We start from the raw sequence: 17,431 nt of genomic DNA on the forward strand, positions 1-17,431 counted from the left end.
GCTGTGTTCTGACAGATACGACCCTCAACGGGCATCTCGTTCATCGGTTCGGCTGCGAGCCGGTTCGATGATTTCGGCTGTGTGCTCCTGAGCATCGATTTGACGACGCATGATGCGGAAGCGCTTACCGAACTCCGGACGAAAGCGGACGGCGTTCTTTGGGACGAGGAGCAGGTCAACGGAACGCTGACGGTGGAATACGACCGACCGTAGCGGAACGGGAAGAGAGCAGGTTAGGGAGAAACATCCCTTCGACAACTACAACAGCAGTGCGCCACGAACTATCGATATTCGATGGCCTCCAACGAGCCTCCTTGGCACGCGACCGTACGGTCGCTCGGAACCGCCGTAATCGGGTGTTTCTTCGGCCTCGCGCTCATCGACGTAGTGATTGCGAGCAACGCGGCCGTCGGGCTTTCGGACGCTTCGAGCGAGACGCTCGCGGTGCCACAGTGGTTGTACTTGGCGACCGGCGGGGCGGTTATCGGCGCGTCGGCCCTCTTAGCGAGCGTCATCACGGACCGGGAGTTCATTCGGTCGGTGCACGACTGGCGGAAACCGGTTTCGGCACAGCTGCCGCTCCGGCAGGGAATCGTATACCTCGCCCGATTCGTCGGCGTTGCCGGACTCGTAATCATCGTTTATCGAGGATTCGTCGGCCCGCAAGTTCCGACCGCGAACGCCGCCGTTATCCTCGTGTTCGCGGGCGTCCGCGCGGGGCTAACGATGGTCGTCTACCTCGTCGGAAACGTCTGGCCCGCCCTGAACCCGTGGCGGACGATAGCCGAACTGCTGCCCAATCTCGGTCGTCGGTATCCGGCCCGTCTCGGACGGTGGCCAGCAGTCGCCGGACTGCTGGCCCTCGTGTGGCTGGAAACGGTTACGCCCGTCAACAAGGAGCCCGCACTGCTCGCGACCGCGATTTGTGCGTATTCCATCGTCACGCTCGCCGGGGCGCTCTTTTACACGCCGAAATCGTGGTTTTCGAACGCCGACCCGTTGTCGGTTACGTTCCGGTTCTACGGAAGCGTCGGGCCGCTCCGCTGGTCTGAAAACGGTGTATCACTTCGCCCGCCGGGATTCGACCTTCCCGAATCGGGAATCGTATCGAAGACGGCCGACATCGCGTTTATCGTCGCGCTGATATGGGAACTCACATTCAGCGGGTTCGTCACCACGACAACCGGCGTCGAGTTCATCAGTGCAGTCGTCGGGTGGGGAGTTCCGCCGCTCGTCGTCTACGGCGCGCTGTTCGTCGGTGGCTACCTCCTCTTCCTTGGGGCGTTCTGGCTGGCGGCCCAACTCGCCCGGAAAACCGGTGAAACATACCTTACGCCGCGGACGATGGCCGTTCGATTTGCACCGCCCCTACTCGCCATCGCCGCGGGATACCACCTCGCGCACTACTTCGGCTTTTTCGTCTCCTTGCTTCCGTCGTTCGTCGGTTCAGTCGTCTCGCCGTTTTCGCCGTCCGCGAATCCGCTCGTGTTGACCCGACCGGGGTGGTTCGGCGGCCTCACCATCGCGTTCATTCTCGTCGGTCACGTGCTCGCGGTGTGGCTCGCGCACGCAGAAGCCTACGCGACGTTTCCCAGCCGAATCCAAGCGGTTCGAAGTCAGTACCCGTTTATCGTCGTGATGATTGCGTATACCGTCGTCAGTTTGTGGCTCATCTCGCTTCGGACGGTAGACCCGGCATTCGTGTCGTAGATTCGCGTTCGCGTAATTCCCGAACACCGAATGCGAACCTCAGACGGTGAACTCCATCGGCGCCATTCCCATGAACGCCGTCTCGTAGCCGTCGTGACGAGCGACCTGCGGCGGCGAATCGACCGTGAGTCGTAGCGTATCACCGGATTGGATGTCCTCGACGGCGGTTCCGTAATGGTTGTCGAGTTTCGGGTCAAGCGCCGAAGTGAGCGATGCCTTCGAAACCGTCTTTTCGTTTCGAACCAGTTTCGCGGAAAGCGACATCCGGGGGAGCACGATTCGATTGTAGGGCGTCCGCGGCGACACCGCGAGATAAGGTTTGTTTCCGTCGGTGAATCGGTTCGACGGTTCGATAATCGTAGCGACGAAATCCGCGTCCCCAGACGATTCCGTTCCGAGGACGGTTCCCGGCAGTTCCCGCGGGCCGGGCGCGCGACCCGCGGGAACGTCCTCCATCATCGGTTCGAGCGCATCACGGGAACCCTGTTTGTCGCCGGTTTCTCGGTACTCCACGTCGTACACCTGCTCGGTGTCGAAATCGAAGTCGATGGTCGCGGACGCGCCGTCTTCCAATCGGGAGGCGTATTCTCCGGTTCGGCGCGCCCCTATCGACCCGACCTCTATCGTCGCGGTGTACGAACCGTCGCCGTCGAGCGTGACGTTATCTCCGTAGTGAAACCCCATAGTCTGAGACAGCATCGGCCACGGAGCGCGGTCATCGACCGTCTCCTCGCCTTTCGTAATCGTCAACTGCATGTCCGCGGGAACGACGGTGTTCGTCTTCGCGTCCCAGAGGGAAAGCATGAGATGGAGAGAGTCGTCCGACTGGACGACGACCTTGTTGCTCGACCGACCGGCGACGTTCCAGAACCGATGGGGATAGGAGTACATCAGGGCGAAGCAGAACTCTCCGCCTTCGGCCATTCCGTACATTTCCATCCCCTCCATGTAGGCGGGGTAGTAGACGGCGTCGGGGCGGTTTTCGACGATAGGCGGGTCGCGCCACGCGGACTGCGTCCGAAATCCAAGCGATTCGAGACAACCCGTGAGGGCGGTTCCTCCTGCAAGTGCCGTTCCGGTGCGGAGAAACGTTCGACGGTGCATTAAGAGACAGTTGTGCGAGCGTTCGAATGAGGGTGTTGGTTCGGGGGTCGAATCCGATATCGGCATCGAAACCCGACGGCTCGGTTTCAACGGTTTCGGACCGCTGTTGCCGACAGGAAATCGCCTTCGCAGTCGGTAAGTGAGTTCGTCGGCCCGCGGCGTGCGTTTCGGAAATCACCCGTCCGAATTCAGGCGGATCCGTTTAAGTAGTTCTCGCGACAAGGAAGAGATACGAGAGACGTTCTATCACTCGTTATTCTTCCAGGGCGGTCTGTATCGCCGCTTCCGTCCACTTTTTATTGGTCGCATAGAGAGCAGTAGGGTGATGGCAACTGGTGTGTCCGACCGATTTTGGCGCGTTTTCCACTACGACACACTGTTGCTGACGGCCGGAATTTGGTTTCTCGCGAAGTTTCTCCGGTACGCCCTTCCGGCCCTGTTTCCCGTCTATCAGGCGGAGTTCGGCGTTTCGAACGCATTTCTCGGAGCGGCGTTCACGGCGATGATGATAGGCTACTCGCTTATGCAGTTTCCAAGCGGAGTCCTCGCCGATCGGTTCGGGGCGGTACAGGTCATCGTGGCGGGTTCGGTGGTCGCAGCAAGCGGCGCACTGATTCTCGGAATTGCCGCGCCGTTAGCCGTCCTCCTCGGCGGAATGCTCCTCATCGGCTTCGGGACGGGCGTCCACAAGACGGTTTCCATCAGACTGCTAGCGCGCGTCTACCCGAACAAAACCGGGCGCGCTCTCGGCCTGTTCGACACCCTCGGCACGTTTGGCGGAGTCGCGGCACCTACCGCGGTCGTTGTCGTAACGGATGCGGGAGACTGGCACGCGCTCTTTCTCGTCGGCGCAATCACGGGGGTCGCGCTCGCTGCTGGCGTTTTCTCACACGTCCCGCGCCGGGCATCGGATGGGCGTGACGACGCCGACATCGACGGCACTGGCGGCGCGAACAACCCGAATCGCGCCGGTTCCGAAACGAATTCGGGAGCGAACTCGGAGACGAACATCGCGTTCAAGCGGTACCTCTCGCTGTTCCAAAACCGTCGACTCTCGCTGTTCGTCGGGGTGACGCTCTGTTTCGGCTTCGCGTACAACGGCGTCGTGGCGTTCCTCCCCCTCTACCTTACCGACCGGGGGTTGACCGACGGAACCGCCTCGCTCGTCTACAGCGCGCTGTTCGCCGTGAGTTTCGTCCAAATCGTCACCGGCGACCTCTCCGACCGAATCGGACGACTGCCGCTCACCATCGCGGTTCTCGCCGTCGCGGCGGGTTCACTCGGAATGTTAGTCGTCGTCGGACAAGCGAGCGCGCTCGTCCTCGGGGCAACCGTCGTCGCGTTCGGACTCGGGAGTCACGGCTTTCGCCCGATTCGCGGTGCCTACCTCTCAGCGACGATTCCGGGCGACGTAGCCGGCGGCGGCCTCGGCCTCGTTCGAACCTTACTGATGGGCGTCGGCGCAATTGCGCCAGCGGTCGTCGGGGTCATCGCTGACGGGGCCGGATTCGCCGTCGCGTTCGGCCTGCTCGCGGTCATGATGGCCGGTTCGGTACTGTTCGCCGGTGCGACCGCACTTTCGAAATGATCCGTTTTGAATCATTCCGACGGCTCAATCGTTCGCAAAACCAGCGCGTATCAGAACAAAACCGCGGCTATCGAGAGAAGCGCGATGTCGAGAGCAGGGTACATCGACCCGAAAACATCGGAGTCGAGGAAAAATTCACCCGCGGTAACAAAACTGAGTACAGTGAAAACGACCAGCGTGACGATGCTGAACGCGAACGTTTTTCCGAATCCGACATTGGGACGGTACGCGACGAAAAGGACGGCGACGAAGAGCGTTCCAATCGACCCGAAATCCAATGGCGAGAGCGGAAGTGGATGGACGAACCACGCGTTAAGAAACATGGTGAGAAAGCTACTGACGGAGATGGCCAGACACCACCAGACACCGAGGATGCGAAGTGGTTTGTCGAGTGCGGTTCTGATGCGCCGGATGGCACGGTTTTTACCTGCACCGCTTATCATGCCCTCGTCAGTCTTGTTTCCTCCAGTGCGACCATCGTTTCGCCAATGCCGACGCACACCCTGTCACCGACGACGGCAGGCGGACTGCCGCCGACTGCCGAATCCGAACTGAACGCGAACAGTTGCTCACCGGTTTCGGAATCCAGTGCGACAACACCGGAATCGACCCCGGCGTAAATCGCCTCGTTTGTGACTGCGAGGCCGGAAACGTCGGTCAATAGGTTGGTCGACGCGTCCCATCGCGTGGTTCCATCGGACGCGTCGAGCGCGACGATGTGACCGTCTCGGGCGGGGTAAACGGCGTCCCCGTCGGTCGTCATCCACGAACCCGACCGCATCAGCCGACCACTTTACCGTTCCGTCCTGAACGTCCACCGCATGGAGCGTTTTGGTGCCGCCGTAGAGCGTTCCGTTTGCAATAGTGGGGACGGAGAGAAGAGGAGAGGGGGCGTTACCGGGGAATCCAGTTCGGGACAGTTCCCAGAGTTTGTCGCCAGTTTTCGCGTCGAGACCACCAGCGACTGAACCCGAATCCCCGGTTCCGACGAAAACGCTGTCCATGCAGGCGAGAGGAACCCAATCTCGGTTGGATTCCCAGCGCGGAATCCCGCTCTCTGCATCCAATGCGACGAGACCGTCCGAACTGCCGACCCGTGCCGAAATGAAAATGGTGTTTCCGACGCGGAGAATTTCGCGGAAGAAACTGCCTGCTACGAGCTTCCACTCGGCACGGACATCGACAACGGAGTATAGACCCGGTCGCGCGCTGTAGCATACGCCTCCCTGTCGTTCGTCGCCCCCGTCTCGCTTCCGACGGGCACGTGGTGCGGCTATTTCGTACTGGCATTACTGCTCGTGTCGGTCGTCTCATTCGCACTCGTCCTTGGAAACGAAGAGGAATAGCGAACAATAGACACCAACATCCATTGGATTTAACGAGTCGCGGGTGAACGACCGAGTAATGCAGTCCATCGACGAAGTTCACATCGCTCCGCTCGGGTACGAGTACGACCGAATCGTCGAACCGGTTCGAAAACACGGTGTCGATGTCCTCTATCTTCTCGAACACGACGGCCCGCCGAACGAGCGCCCGGTGTATCACGACGAACTGAAATCGGTTCTGGCGAACGACGGTATCGACGTTCGAAGCGAGGCCGTCGATCTGCTCGACATCTACGACGTGCTCGGCGTTGTGACGACGCTCGTCTCCGACCACGAGGACGACATCGTGCGCGTGAACGTTTCGAGCGGGTCGAAGCTCTCCGCTGTCGGCGCGGCAATCGCCTGCATGGCGACGAACGCCACGGCGTACTACGTCGAACCGGAAGGATACGCGCACCAAGACCGGGACGAACGCCAAAGCTACGGCTACGTCGGCGAAGAAGTTCTCCCGACATATCCAATCGAATCACCGACGCGCGACCAAGTCGCCGTGATGGATTACTTGGAGGAGGCAGACACGGAAGTGTACACACCGAAGAAAAAGGACATCATCAACTACGCCGAGAGCGCAGAGTTGTCGTTCATCTCGGAGAGCAGCCCAGCGAACGACAAGGCGAAGTTCGCACTGTTAAACGCCAATATCGTCGACCCACTCGCCGGAGATGGCTACGTGAACGTCTCAAAAGTTGGCCGCCAAAAACAGGTGACGCTGACCGAAACGGGCCGGGACGTGCTTCGTGCGTTTCGACATAAACTATAATGAGAATAGACACTTCGAAAGCAATTATTAGTTAGAATAGTATGCGAAGTAATGAGATTATGAATAGTTTTGATACTATCGATAGTTTTGTGATAGTACTGAATAGGTATCGAACGAATCAGTAGTTGATGACGACGTAGCGCCCTCCCCCACGCGTCCCCGACGATACCCGGGCGTTGGTTCCCCCCCACTTCGACCCTCGCTGGACTCCGGTACAACCGAGTCCAGTTCGCCGAACCTCCACGACCACCCCTGAATCCCCGCCGACGCTTCGGCCCTCCCCATCAATCGTCGTCGGACGGACGCTACTCGTCATCGGTTTGCCCCACGGCAAATCACTTCTCCACAAAAAATTAGCACGCCCGTAGACTCTTCGCCTGAAGTGTACCAATTCGGTCACTCCGCCGGAGTTACCTCGACCGCTATCCGTTCATCCGAATGTATTCCATCAGACCGCGTATCGTCGCCTGCAAATCCGCCTTGTCCACCGGCTTTTCGAGAATCGTTTGTGCGCCCCTGCTGACCGCCTTCTGACGCATCGCTGGCGGTATCTGCGCGGCGAGGACAAGCATCGGAATGTCGCGGTTGTTGAGTTGTTCGCACCGCTTCCAGATGTCCTCGGTGAAGCCGTCCACGTCGAGGACGGCGAGCGCCACGTCGTCCCGAACGGAGAGCAGTTCGTCGAACTCGTCCATGCTCGTCGCTATTTCGACGTCGTAGCCGCCGTTTTCGAGTAATCCGGCGAGCAGTTCGAGGTTTCGTTCGCGCTTCCCGAGAGCGAGGATGAGTGCCGCCTCACCCATCGTGCGTCTCCGATGACTGTTGGGCCATCTCCGGCGAACCCGAGAGAACGCTGTTGAGTTGGGTGAGTGGTTCTCCAACTTTGAGACCATGTTCGGTGATTTCGAACTCGCGGAGCGTGCGCTCGAAGTCGCTCGTTCGCTTTTTCAACACGCCGATGGCCTTTCGCATCTCGCCCGTAACTTCGAGGTGGCGCAGAAAGATTATATTGTCCGCGAGATAGCTGATTCCGGCTTCCGTGGCTTGGAACTCGCCGGTGATGGTGTCGATTTCGTCCACGAGGATGACGGTAACGCCCATGTTCTTGAGGTAGCGACAGAGCGAGTGGAGTTTTCTCACCAACACGCGTTCGTTGTCTTCCCGAAGGGAGAGCTTGTAGCCGTCGATACCGTCAATCATGACGATGCTGGTGTCGTTTTCCTCCACGTCTTTCCGAACTCGGTAGGCGAACTCGGTGGCGGAGCAGTCGAGGGGTTTCATCTCCTCCACTTCGAGCGACCCCTGTTCTTGCATCTGTTTGACCGGGATGTTGATGGTTTCGCTCCGTTGGCGGAACGTCTCCAGCGTTTCCTCGAACATATACATGACGGACCGCTCACCTCTGCCCGCGGCCTCTTTCATGAACTGCGTACCGACCGTCGTCTTCCCGACGCCGGTCGGGCCGCTAAAGATGCTGATGGTCCCGCGTTCGAGACCGCCGTGGAGCAGTTGGTCGACTTCTGGAACGCCCGAAGAGACGGATTCGATTTCGAACGTTCGGGAGTGGTTGATCGGTGAAATGTTTGGATACACCGCGAGGCCCCCCGATTGAATTCGCATAGCGTGGTCGCCCTCGTTGACCGACGAGCCGCGGAATTTCGGGACGCTGATGGTACGCCCGTGCGTGGAATGTTTCAGTTCAATCGTGCCGTCGGTCATGTACTGCAAGTCGTCGTCAGATGATTCGTCGCTGTGTTGGGAGGTAAAGAGAACCGTCGCACCCTGCTCTTTCAGATAGTGCATAAACGCGATGACCTGCTTTCGGAACTGATACTCGTCCGAGGTCAGATGCCGCAGACGGGTGAGCGGGTCAATGAACACCCGGTCGGGGTCGATGGATTCGACCCGCTCCGTAATTGCCCGCGTAAGCGGTTCCTGTTCGACTTCGCTCGGTCTGAAAATATCGTATGATTGTTCATCGACGAACACGTCAGAATCCGGACTCAAATCGAGAAAGTGAACGTTCGAGAGGTCGATGTCGAGCGTCGATGCGTTGTCCCGAATGTCATCCGCGGTTTCCTCAAGGTTGACGAACAGAACCGTCTCACCGGCCTCGACGCCGGCGGTGAGATAGTTCATTCCGAGAATCGTCTTTCCTGTCCCCGGGTCGCCTCGAAGAAGGTAGCTTCGTTTCGCAATGAACCCCCCTCGCAAAATTTCGTCGAGCCCCGATGTTCCGGTCGGTATTTTTGTCAGTTGGCTGTTACTCATGCGCAGCGTTGCTATACCTGCTCAGTGGAACGGTATATTTCTACCGAAGTGCGCAGTCTCGAAAACATCTAAGTGTGGTAGTCGTTCAATGATTTATAAAATTCGAACAACCAGCGCAGTTTTATTTCGACGGCGCATTCGAACAAACGAGGATGTACCGCGATTGTTCGCATTCGCTCCACTCGGGCGCGACGGTGTACCCCGGCGACCCGCCCGTGAACTGCACGCCGCACGCCACCCACAAGGCGGACGGCTATCGGGTCACCGACCTCGAACTCGGAACCCACAGCGGAACCCACGTCGATGCGCCTCGCCACACCGAACCCGAGGGCCGAACTCTCGATTCGTTTCCTATCGAAACGTTCGTTTTCGACGCACTGCTGGTTGACTGTCGGGAGAAAGAGGCACGCGAACCGATTCGCCCCGCCGACCTTCCCGAATCGACCGACGACGACCTGCTCGTCTTTTACACCGGATGGGACGCCCATTGGGGAACTGACGACTATTTCAACCACCCCTATCTGACAGCCGAAACCGCGAGGTGGTGCGCAAACCACGACTACCACGTCGGCATCGACGCGCTAAACGTCGACCCGACGCCAAGCGAAAACGCGACCGACGAACCGGGGCCTGAAGACGCCGACGAACCGACGGGCGTTCCCGCCCACCACGAACTGCTCGAAACCGACCACCTCATCGTGGAAAATCTGACCAATCTCGACGGATTGCCGCGTCGGTTCGCGCTCTCCGCATTGCCGCTTTCTGTGCGGAATGCCGATGGTGCGCCGATTCGTGCGGTTGCGGAGTATTGAGCGTAAACGGGGCTCTCCCGCGGTTGCGCTCAGGGCAGATGGCATGCGAACACGTCGTCGTGAAGCGTCTCCGTAACAGTATTCAAAATGGTTTTCAAATTCTGCGTGTCGTACTGGTTGTACCGAACGAGGGTGTCCAGCGCCTCCTCGTCGCCCGCCTCGTACTGGTGCCAGAGTCGAACCGCGTCCCGCCCGCCGATATCCATGCCGCCGCGGCCGACGCCGAGTTCGTTTTCCACCGCGCTCAAGCCGCCGGAGAGGCCGAGTCGCTTACAGGTATACATCAAATCGAGGTGTGGGGCGTCCATCGACAGGTCGAAGTTGTGTTCCAAAAACGGTTGGTCGAACCGCTTGCCATTGAACGAAACGAGCAGGTCGGATTCTGAAAACTCGTGCCGGAGGGCATCGGTCGTGAGGTCGTCGCCGCGAACGAGCGTCTTCGTCTCGCCGCCTCGATGCAAACTGACGGTCGTGACGACGCTCGAATACTTGCTCAGGCCGGTCGTTTCGATGTCGAAAAAACAGGTGCTCTCCCGAAAGTTCTCGTACAGTCGCCAGTTCTCGCCGCTCGGAAATTCGGACGCGAAGTACCGCGAATTGCCGTCGTCCAGTTGCTCGCTCGCCGTGGCGATGAACGACTCGATTCTGTCACCCGTCGCGTTGCCGACGAGCGACGGATCGAACTCGTCCCAATCGGTTGCCCCGTTTTGCCACAGTTTCTGCTCCGTCTTCTCGCCCACCCCGCGGACGGGAATGAAACTGTTCTCGATTCGCATTGCCGGATGATTTGACGAGAGGCTTAAAGACGTTGTCTCTTGCGGGCGAAAATAACCAGCGAGGTGACAGCAACGACGAACCCGAATCCGGAGTATCTATCGTTCTTGTCTCATTGAACGGTGAATGTAACCTGATCGGGGAGTCATCTGAAGTATCAAGAGCGAAGAATTTTAGATCACCGCATCAACATCCCGCGAATCGTCGCCCGAAGGTCGACTGTATCGACCGGTTTTTCGAGGATGGAACGAACGCCGCGGCTGATCGCCTCGCGTCGAACGTGCGCGGGTGTCGATGGGGTGAAGACAACGGATTGAGCACCTTGTTCGTGCAGATAGCCGCATCGTTTCCACAAGTCCGCCGAAAACCCCTCCATATCGAGGATGGCGATTTCGATCGATTCGTCCTCGCAGAGAGCGGCGTCGAACTCCTCGACGGTGGTCGTGAGACGCGCCGTGCAACCTTCTTGGTCGACGAGGTTGGAGAGCAGTTCGAGGTTTTGTTCGTTCTTGCTAAGGACGAGAACAACGGAGCTACCGCCCATTTTCAAGTGTGGAGGCGGATTTGGGTCCGGTCCACTCCGGCGCGCCCGACAGAACGCCCCGAAGCCCGGTGAGCGGTTCGCCGACTTCGAGGCCGTGGTCGGTGATTTTGAACTCGCGGAGCGTGCGCTCGAAATCGCTCGTCCGCTTTTTCAACACGCCGATAGCTTTTCGCATCTCGCCAGCAATTTCGAGATGGCGCAAGAAGACGATGTTGTCGGCGAGGTAACTGATTCCGGCTTCAGTGGCTTGGAACTCGCCGGTGACGGATTGGATTTCGTCCACGAGGATGACGGAGACGCCCATATCCTTGAGGTAGCGCGACAGCGTGTGAAGCTTTCTAACGAGCATCTCGTCGTTCTCACCGCTGACCGAGAGCTTGTACCCCTGCAAGCCGTCTATCATGACGATGTCCGTCTCGTTCTTCTTGACTTCGTTCCGAACTTCGCGGGCGAACTCCATCGCCGAGTGGTCTAAGGGTTCGACCTCTTCGACTTCGAGCGCGCCTTGTTCCATCATTTCCCCGACGGGGATATCGATGGCCTCATTTCGGCGCATGAACGTCTCCGTGCTTTCCTCGAACATGTAGATAACCGACCGTTCGCCCCTGCTTGCGGCCTCCTTCATAAACTGGGTTCCGGCGGTTGTCTTGCCGACCCCAGTCGGGCCGCTCAACACCGTGACCGTCCCGCGCTCGATACCGCCGTTAAGCAGGTCGTCGATTTCGGTGACGCCGGACGGAATCGGTTCGGCGACGAACTCGGCGTCGTGACCGACCGTCGTCAGTTCCGGATAGACGGCGAGACCACCCTGTTCGATTCGCATCGAGTGTTTTCCTTCCCTGATGGACGACCCGCGAAATTTCGGCACCGAAATGACGCGGCTCATATCTGGCTGTTCGAGTTGGATGGTGCCGTCGGTCATGTACTGTAGGTCGTGGTCGGGTGAATCCGGCGTACTCTCCGAGGTGAGCAGTATCGTCGCCCCTTGTTCTTTCAGGTAGCGCATGAACGCCATGACTTGCTTTCGGAACTGATAGGTATCCGACGTGAGATGACGAAGTTTCGTCAGCGGGTCGATGAACACCCGGTCGGGTGCTATCGACTCGACACGCTCGGTAATCGCCGTGGTAAGCGGTTCCTGTTCGACTTCGCTCGGCGAGAAAATATCGTATGATTGGTCGTCAACGAAGATATCAGAATCCGGGCTCAAATCGAGAAAGTGAACGTCGGAGAGGTCGATTCCCAACGTTACTGCGTTCGCTCGGATGTCCTCCTCTGATTCTTCTAAGTTGACAAACAGAACCGTCTCATCGACCTCGACACCGGCGGTGAGGTAGTTCATTCCGAGAATCGTCTTTCCTGTTCCCGGGTCGCCCCGAACGAGATAACTCCGTCCTGGAATAAGTCCACTGTGCAGTATCTCGTCCAGTCCAGACACGCCCGTCGATATTCGCTCTGGTGGACTGTGGATCATACCCTAGTATAGAATCACCGTAATACGCATATATCTCTATTGGGCGTGAAAGGAAGAAATAGCGGAGAGGGAGTCGTTACGTCGCTTTAATCGATTTCGATGCACAAATCTATAACTAAAGATACTATATCGGAGAAAATCCGACGCATCCGTCGTAATTGTATATATCATTAAATGTAACATTACTCGGGCGGACTTCGGAGTACGCGATCCGGAATAGCAGATGGGGGACGAATAACAAAGGGCGATGAATCCGTATCTTCTACGATTGCGTGGTAGCGCTGAGCGGGAATCTCGTAGATTTCGCGAGGTTCCCACAACGGACCACGCAGGGTGAACAACACGATGTCAGAGGCGGATAAATATCCGGAAGACACGTCACGTCGTCGCTTCGTCAAGGGGGTCGTCGGAAGCGCGGCGTTGGCAGGTATCGGGACTGGAACGGTTGCAACGCTAAAATCCGCGACGGCACCGTCCGGCGCAGGGGGTGGTATCGTTCAGTACTACGGCGTCGAAAACACCGCGGGACCGGCACCGCGACCGATGCCGCAGATTCCGGTCGAAGTAGAGGACAATGGAGACGTGAAAGGTCTCTGGCCGGAGTTAAAAGAGGAGCAACAGGAAGGTCGCACGATAACCGTCGCCGAACAGCAAATTGGCGGCGTCACGTACTCGTCGGAGTGGTTCCAGTACTGCGGCGTCCAGACGTATCCCGGCATCGCGCCGGACGCAGACCAAGATAACTATTTCCGCTACGCGCCGTCCTCACAGTACGAATGGCAGTCGTCGGAGGTAGAGGGTGGAGCCATCGTCAACGTCAGCGATTTCGAAGATTACGAGTCGTGGGGGAACGAAATCGGGCAGTCGGGACTCGGAAAACCCGCCGTCGCGACGTGGCGCTCACAGGAGGTTCCCGCGAGCGGCACGATTCCCGTACAAATCATCAGAAGTACACGAGTCGAGGAGATGGCCAACAACAACCAGTGGTTGGGCGCAAGCACGCAGAGCGGCTTCATTGCCATCATGGACAAATGCACGCATTTCTGCTGCGTGCCGCTGTTCAAGGGCGACCCCGGAAGTGCGAAGTTCGGTGCCGCGGACGAGATTTACTGTCCGTGCCACCAGTCGGTGTACGACCCGTTCAGTATCGAACGAACGTCGTTCGTCGCGCTTCCGCGGCCCGATGACGACTCCGGAAGCTCCAGTGAATAAGACCCTTCGACGCCACCAGTCACGATGGTCAATCGGCCCGTTCGGGCCGCACGGTTGGACGCGCCGAAAACGGGTTCGCCGTCGCACGGATAACCGCGACGGCGCCGACTGCGAAACACCCGAAACCGGCCAGTGTGACCAGCGGCGAGGTGACGTTCGCCATCGCGCCGCCAGCGGTTCTGGCGACCAGAAAGACGAGCGCGTGAACCATCGAGACGCCGCTGAGCGTTGTCGCTCGTCCGCGGGAGGCGACTCGGTCGTTGACGAACGTGCTTCCGAGCGTGTCCGTGACCGTGTTAGCCCCGCGAGAAAGAAAGAACACGGGCAGGGCGACGGCGGGAACGGAACTAGCGACGAGGAGGCCGACGGCGCTCGCCGTCGGCCCCACCACAAACCATCTCCTAACGCCGATTCGGCGGCCGATCGCGGCGGCGGTCGAGGAACCGACCGCCGCGGCGAGCATGAGGCCCGCGTACAGCGGGCCGAGTGTGGACGGCCGAAATCCGATGGACAGCGCCACCGGTTGAACGAACACCTCGACCGTTTCCGGTACCGCGAGAACGATTCCGGAGAGGATGACGAACGACCGAACCGTCGGGTTCGAAACGACCGAGACGAGTGCGGTTCGCGCTTCTGCGAGCGAAAATCCCTCGTCCGAACGGGAGGCGTCGGGTTCCGGAAGCGTCAGCACGACCAGCGCGCCAATCGCGGTCAGCACGCCTGCGAACAAAAACGGTAGGGCCGACCACTGTTCGTAGAGCGCACCACCGACCAAGGCGGAAACCGCGGCGGAAGCGTAGAAGACGCCGGTGGCTCTCCCGCGAACGCGGGTGTACGAACCGGTCGCGTCGTGGTCGTTTAGCATGTCGTACAGCCACGCGTCGGTGCTTCCCGATCGGAAGGTGGCGGCGACGCCCCAGAATCCCCAGAAGGAGACGAACCCGACGAGAGAATCGACGAACGCGAAACCGAAGTGGGTTACGGAGATGAGGACGGAACCGACGAAGAGGCTGTTTCGGCGACCGATTCGGTCGCCAACGTAGCCGGTCGGAATCTCGCCGAGGAGCGTTCCGGCGAAGAACATCCCGGCGGCGAGGCCGACGCCAGCGAGGTCGAGCCCTTGCGAGAGCGCGTGCACCGTGAGAATCGGGTAGACGAATCCACCGGAGGTGAGGCCGCGATAGCCGTAGAACCGAAGGACGAGTGAATCGATGGATGCGTGAGCGTGTTGTGACATCGAGTGTAGTGTTCGTAATCGAAGAAGCAGACGAGGGTAATAATCGCTCGTAGAAAATCAGTTCAGTTGTCGAAATTACACGATTTACAGTCGTCTCCGACACCAATCAGTAGCTTTTGTTCGGCTCTTCGCGTCGTTTCAGTCGATGGATTCCGCGGCAGTCGAACCAGCCGACGAACACGTTCGAGACGCCTTCCAACTGCTGGCGGACGAAACCCGACTGGAAATCCTCTTCGCGCTCTGGAACGCGCCGGAGTGGACGGCGACATTCACGGAACTGAAAGACGCCGTCGGGATGCGCGACAGCGGCCAGTTTCAGTACCATCTAAACCAACTCGCTGGAACTTTCATCCGGCAAGTCGACGACGGGTACACTCATCTCGCTAGCGGAATTGCACTGTATCGAACGATGTTAGGGAGTGTGGCTGGAACCGAGTCAATTGACCCGATTTCGCTCAATGAATCCTGCCCCAACTGTGAAAATCGGCTCCAACTGACCTACGAGAATCAGGTTTTCTACGCACGCTGTTCGACCTGCGACGAAACTCTGTTTAGTTCGCCCTTTCTCCCGGCCGGACTCGGCAATCGAACCGACGACGAACGACTCTGGGCGTTCGATCGCTGGACGCGCCGAATGGTCGGGAATCTCCGCGATGGCGTCTGTCCGTGGTGTGCGAGTACGGTCAACCACGAACTTTCCGGCGAATCCTCGGCAGATGAAACGGATTCTGACGTTCGAATCGTTCACACCTGCAATCGCTGTGGCGGATTCTTGAAAACGACCGTCGGGGAAACCGTCATCGACCACCCCGCCGTGATTTCGTTCTTCTACGACCACGGCAAAGACATCACCACGATTCCCCACTGGAAGCTCGATTTCTGTATGAGCGACTCGGGAGTAGAACTGATTTCGGAAGAACCGACTGAGATACGACTGACGATTCGAGAGGCGGGAGACGAACTTACTCTCACGCTTGACGAAGATTTCACTATCACCGAAAGCAGACGGTTGAAACCGCAAGACGGCACTCGCAATTAAACACCGACAGGACGCCAATTGTCACCCGCAATCTCCAGAGACCACCCAGGCGAAGCTTTATAGCCGAAAACGAAGCAGTCGAAGGCGATGGTCGACGAAACCGGGAGTCCCGAATATCGTTACAAGGGCTCCCCCTCCTCGGCGAACCTCCGCGAAATAGCGCGATTTTTCCTGAAAATTGGGTTCGTGGGATTCGGCGGGCCGCTGGTCCACATCGCCATGATGGAGGACGAACTCGTCGGCGAGAGCAGCCGGGAGTGGTCGGACGAATCGACGTTCATGGAAGGTCTCGCCATCTGCAACATGCTTCCCGGTCCGGCCTCGACGCAGCTCGGGATATTCATGGGATGGGTTCGCGGCGGAACCCCCGGCGCGATCGTCGCCGGGTCGTGTTTCATGCTTCCGGCCTTCGCCATCATCATCGCGCTCTCGTACCTGTATTTCGCCTACGGGGAACTGCCCGCGATACAGAACGGACTGCTCTACGCCGTCAATCCCGTCGTCATCGGCCTTATCGTCGGGTCGGCCTACTCGATGGCGCGAAGCGCGCTGGGGCAGGCGGAAGCCGATTTCGCGTTCGAAATCGGCGGCGATTCGTGGACGATAGACGTGAAGCTGCTCTTCCTGCTCGTCGCCGCACTCGTCGCGACGGTTCTGTTCAACCCGAATCCGGTGCTGGAGTTCGCGGTGGCCGGCGTAGTTGCCCTCCTCGTCTATCGCCGTGAGTGGGTCGCGTCGAACCTCGACCGCGTGTCGCTCGCGGCAATCGTCAGCCTCTCACTCACAGGACTGTATCTCGCCCGCGACAGAATCGTTGACCTCGCATCTTCTGGGGCCAGACGAACCGGCGTGTACGGCACAGTCGCCAGCATCGTCGGAACGCTGTGGGCGAACACGTGGCTAAAACTCGTCCTGTTCATGCTTTACACCGGGTCGTTCATCTACGGCGGCGGACTGGTGCTCATCCCCTTTATCGAGAAGTACGTCGTCATCGAGTTCGGGTGGATGGACACCGCGACGTTCGTGGACGGCATCGCACTCGGCCAACTGACCCCCGGTCCGGTGGTGATGACGACCGCGTTCGTCGGCTACGAGTTACTGCTTCCGCAGGGCGTTCCGATGGCCGTCCTCGGCGCATTCGTCGCCGCACTTGCGGCGTTCGCACCCTCGTTCGTATTCATCGTGGCGATGTTCCCTTACGTGGCGAAAGTGCGCGACAATCCGCAGGTCAGGATTGCACTGGTCGGAATCAACGCCGCTGTCGTCGGTGCGATTTTGGGAGCGACCGTCTCGCTGGCACGGGAGGCAATCATCGACCCGCTCACCGCCGCACTCGCAGTCGCGACCTTCGTGCTGTTCGTCCGCGGGGTGCAAGCGGCGACGCTCATCCTCGGCGGCGGGTTCGTCGGCTTCGCGGTATTTTACCTGCTCTGAAAATTCGACGGGAGCTGGATCGTATTAAGCGGTGGAATCCGTCCCATTCGTGCGGATTTCTGGAAATCCATCCAGGTAACTTTCCAG

17 protein-coding genes and 1 pseudogene are annotated in these 17,431 nt (G+C 59.0%); 7 read left to right on the plus strand and 11 right to left on the minus strand.

Going from position 1 to position 17,431, the window contains the following annotated elements; translation table 11 throughout:
- The first annotated feature begins 294 nt into the window (after nucleotides 1–294).
- Nucleotides 295–1,710 carry an ABC transporter permease family protein gene (locus LIX15_RS09340; protein ID WP_227773467.1) on the plus strand — a complete coding sequence of 472 codons (1,416 nt, stop codon included), beginning with the start codon at nucleotides 295–297 and terminating at the stop codon, nucleotides 1,708–1,710.
- 39 nt (nucleotides 1,711–1,749) lie between these two features.
- On the opposite strand, the gene LIX15_RS09345 is transcribed toward LIX15_RS09340, so the two are convergent.
- Nucleotides 1,750–2,814 carry a twin-arginine translocation signal domain-containing protein gene (locus LIX15_RS09345; protein WP_227773468.1) on the minus strand — a complete coding sequence of 355 codons (1,065 nt, stop codon included), beginning with the start codon at nucleotides 2,812–2,814 and terminating at the stop codon, nucleotides 1,750–1,752.
- A 325-nt stretch (nucleotides 2,815–3,139) separates the two neighbouring features.
- Here LIX15_RS09345 and LIX15_RS09350 point away from each other — a divergent pair, with 325 nt between their 5' ends.
- Nucleotides 3,140–4,402, plus strand: coding sequence for an MFS transporter (locus LIX15_RS09350; RefSeq protein WP_227773469.1), 1,263 nt, complete (start codon nucleotides 3,140–3,142; stop codon nucleotides 4,400–4,402).
- Nucleotides 4,403–4,452: 50 nt separating this feature from the next.
- Here LIX15_RS09350 and LIX15_RS09355 read toward each other — a convergent pair whose 3' ends face one another.
- From LIX15_RS09355 to LIX15_RS33170, 3 genes and pseudogenes are all read right to left on the minus strand, one after another.
- Complete coding sequence (locus LIX15_RS09355; RefSeq protein WP_227773470.1) at nucleotides 4,453–4,845, minus strand: hypothetical protein; 393 nt, start codon at nucleotides 4,843–4,845, stop codon at nucleotides 4,453–4,455.
- Nucleotides 4,842–5,165 carry an outer membrane protein assembly factor BamB family protein gene (locus LIX15_RS09360; RefSeq protein WP_227773471.1) on the minus strand — a complete coding sequence of 108 codons (324 nt, stop codon included), beginning with the start codon at nucleotides 5,163–5,165 and terminating at the stop codon, nucleotides 4,842–4,844. Before LIX15_RS09360 ends, LIX15_RS09355 begins: the two co-directional genes overlap by 4 nt.
- 31 nt (nucleotides 5,166–5,196) lie before the next feature.
- Nucleotides 5,197–5,679, minus strand: a pseudogene (locus LIX15_RS33170) (outer membrane protein assembly factor BamB family protein); the annotation flags it as partial.
- A 127-nt stretch (nucleotides 5,680–5,806) separates the two neighbouring features.
- On the opposite strand from LIX15_RS33170, the gene LIX15_RS09370 reads away from it, so the two are divergent.
- The gene (locus tag LIX15_RS09370) at nucleotides 5,807–6,547 is read left to right on the plus strand and encodes an HFX_2341 family transcriptional regulator domain-containing protein (protein ID WP_227773472.1); all 741 of its coding nucleotides are present in this window, start codon (nucleotides 5,807–5,809) and stop codon (nucleotides 6,545–6,547) included.
- A 118-nt stretch (nucleotides 6,548–6,665) separates the two neighbouring features.
- Here the strand turns inward: LIX15_RS09370 and LIX15_RS09375 are convergent, their stop codons facing one another.
- The 3 genes from LIX15_RS09375 to LIX15_RS09385 all read right to left on the minus strand — a co-directional run bounded on the left by LIX15_RS09375 (nucleotide 6,666) and on the right by LIX15_RS09385 (nucleotide 8,818).
- Entirely contained in the window at nucleotides 6,666–6,863 is a 198-nt protein-coding gene (locus tag LIX15_RS09375) for a hypothetical protein (protein ID WP_227773473.1), read from the minus strand.
- A 106-nt stretch (nucleotides 6,864–6,969) separates the two neighbouring features.
- A complete protein-coding gene (locus tag LIX15_RS09380) occupies nucleotides 6,970–7,350 on the minus strand; it encodes a response regulator (RefSeq protein WP_227773474.1) in 381 nt (126 codons plus the stop codon).
- Nucleotides 7,343–8,818 (minus strand): ATPase domain-containing protein, encoded by a 1,476-nt coding sequence (locus tag LIX15_RS09385; RefSeq protein WP_227773475.1) that lies wholly within the window; start codon nucleotides 8,816–8,818, stop codon nucleotides 7,343–7,345. The genes LIX15_RS09380 and LIX15_RS09385 overlap by 8 nt, the downstream gene beginning before the upstream one ends.
- A 152-nt stretch (nucleotides 8,819–8,970) precedes the next feature.
- On the opposite strand from LIX15_RS09385, the gene LIX15_RS09390 reads away from it, so the two are divergent.
- Nucleotides 8,971–9,630 carry a cyclase family protein gene (locus LIX15_RS09390; RefSeq protein WP_227773476.1) on the plus strand — a complete coding sequence of 220 codons (660 nt, stop codon included), beginning with the start codon at nucleotides 8,971–8,973 and terminating at the stop codon, nucleotides 9,628–9,630.
- 29 nt (nucleotides 9,631–9,659) lie between these two features.
- On the opposite strand, the gene LIX15_RS09395 is transcribed toward LIX15_RS09390, so the two are convergent.
- The 3 genes from LIX15_RS09395 to LIX15_RS09405 all read right to left on the minus strand — a co-directional run bounded on the left by LIX15_RS09395 (nucleotide 9,660) and on the right by LIX15_RS09405 (nucleotide 12,422).
- Complete coding sequence (locus LIX15_RS09395) at nucleotides 9,660–10,406, minus strand: ribonuclease H-like domain-containing protein (RefSeq protein WP_227773477.1); 747 nt, start codon at nucleotides 10,404–10,406, stop codon at nucleotides 9,660–9,662.
- A gap of 176 nt (nucleotides 10,407–10,582) precedes the next feature.
- Entirely contained in the window at nucleotides 10,583–10,948 is a 366-nt protein-coding gene (locus tag LIX15_RS09400) for a response regulator (RefSeq protein WP_227773478.1), read from the minus strand.
- Complete coding sequence (locus LIX15_RS09405) at nucleotides 10,938–12,422, minus strand: ATPase domain-containing protein (RefSeq protein WP_227773479.1); 1,485 nt, start codon at nucleotides 12,420–12,422, stop codon at nucleotides 10,938–10,940. Before LIX15_RS09405 ends, LIX15_RS09400 begins: the two co-directional genes overlap by 11 nt.
- Before the next feature lie 345 nt (nucleotides 12,423–12,767).
- Between LIX15_RS09405 and LIX15_RS09410 the strand changes: the two genes are divergently transcribed.
- Nucleotides 12,768–13,634 (plus strand): QcrA and Rieske domain-containing protein, encoded by an 867-nt coding sequence (locus LIX15_RS09410; protein WP_227773480.1) that lies wholly within the window; start codon nucleotides 12,768–12,770, stop codon nucleotides 13,632–13,634.
- Nucleotides 13,635–13,662: 28 nt separating this feature from the next.
- On the opposite strand, the gene LIX15_RS09415 is transcribed toward LIX15_RS09410, so the two are convergent.
- Nucleotides 13,663–14,871, minus strand: coding sequence for an MFS transporter (locus tag LIX15_RS09415; protein WP_227773481.1), 1,209 nt, complete (start codon nucleotides 14,869–14,871; stop codon nucleotides 13,663–13,665).
- A gap of 145 nt (nucleotides 14,872–15,016) precedes the next feature.
- On the opposite strand from LIX15_RS09415, the gene LIX15_RS09420 reads away from it, so the two are divergent.
- Nucleotides 15,017–15,910, plus strand: a complete 894-nt coding sequence (locus LIX15_RS09420) for a winged helix-turn-helix domain-containing protein (protein ID WP_227773482.1) — start codon at nucleotides 15,017–15,019, stop codon at nucleotides 15,908–15,910.
- An 87-nt stretch (nucleotides 15,911–15,997) separates the two neighbouring features.
- Nucleotides 15,998–17,344 carry a chromate efflux transporter gene (gene chrA, locus LIX15_RS09425; RefSeq protein ID WP_227773483.1) on the plus strand — a complete coding sequence of 449 codons (1,347 nt, stop codon included), beginning with the start codon at nucleotides 15,998–16,000 and terminating at the stop codon, nucleotides 17,342–17,344.
- The last annotated feature ends 87 nt before the right edge of the window (nucleotides 17,345–17,431 follow it).

This window comes from Haladaptatus pallidirubidus (assembly GCF_020700235.1).
In the GTDB taxonomy this organism is placed as follows: Archaea; Halobacteriota; Halobacteria; order Halobacteriales; family Haladaptataceae; genus Haladaptatus; species Haladaptatus pallidirubidus.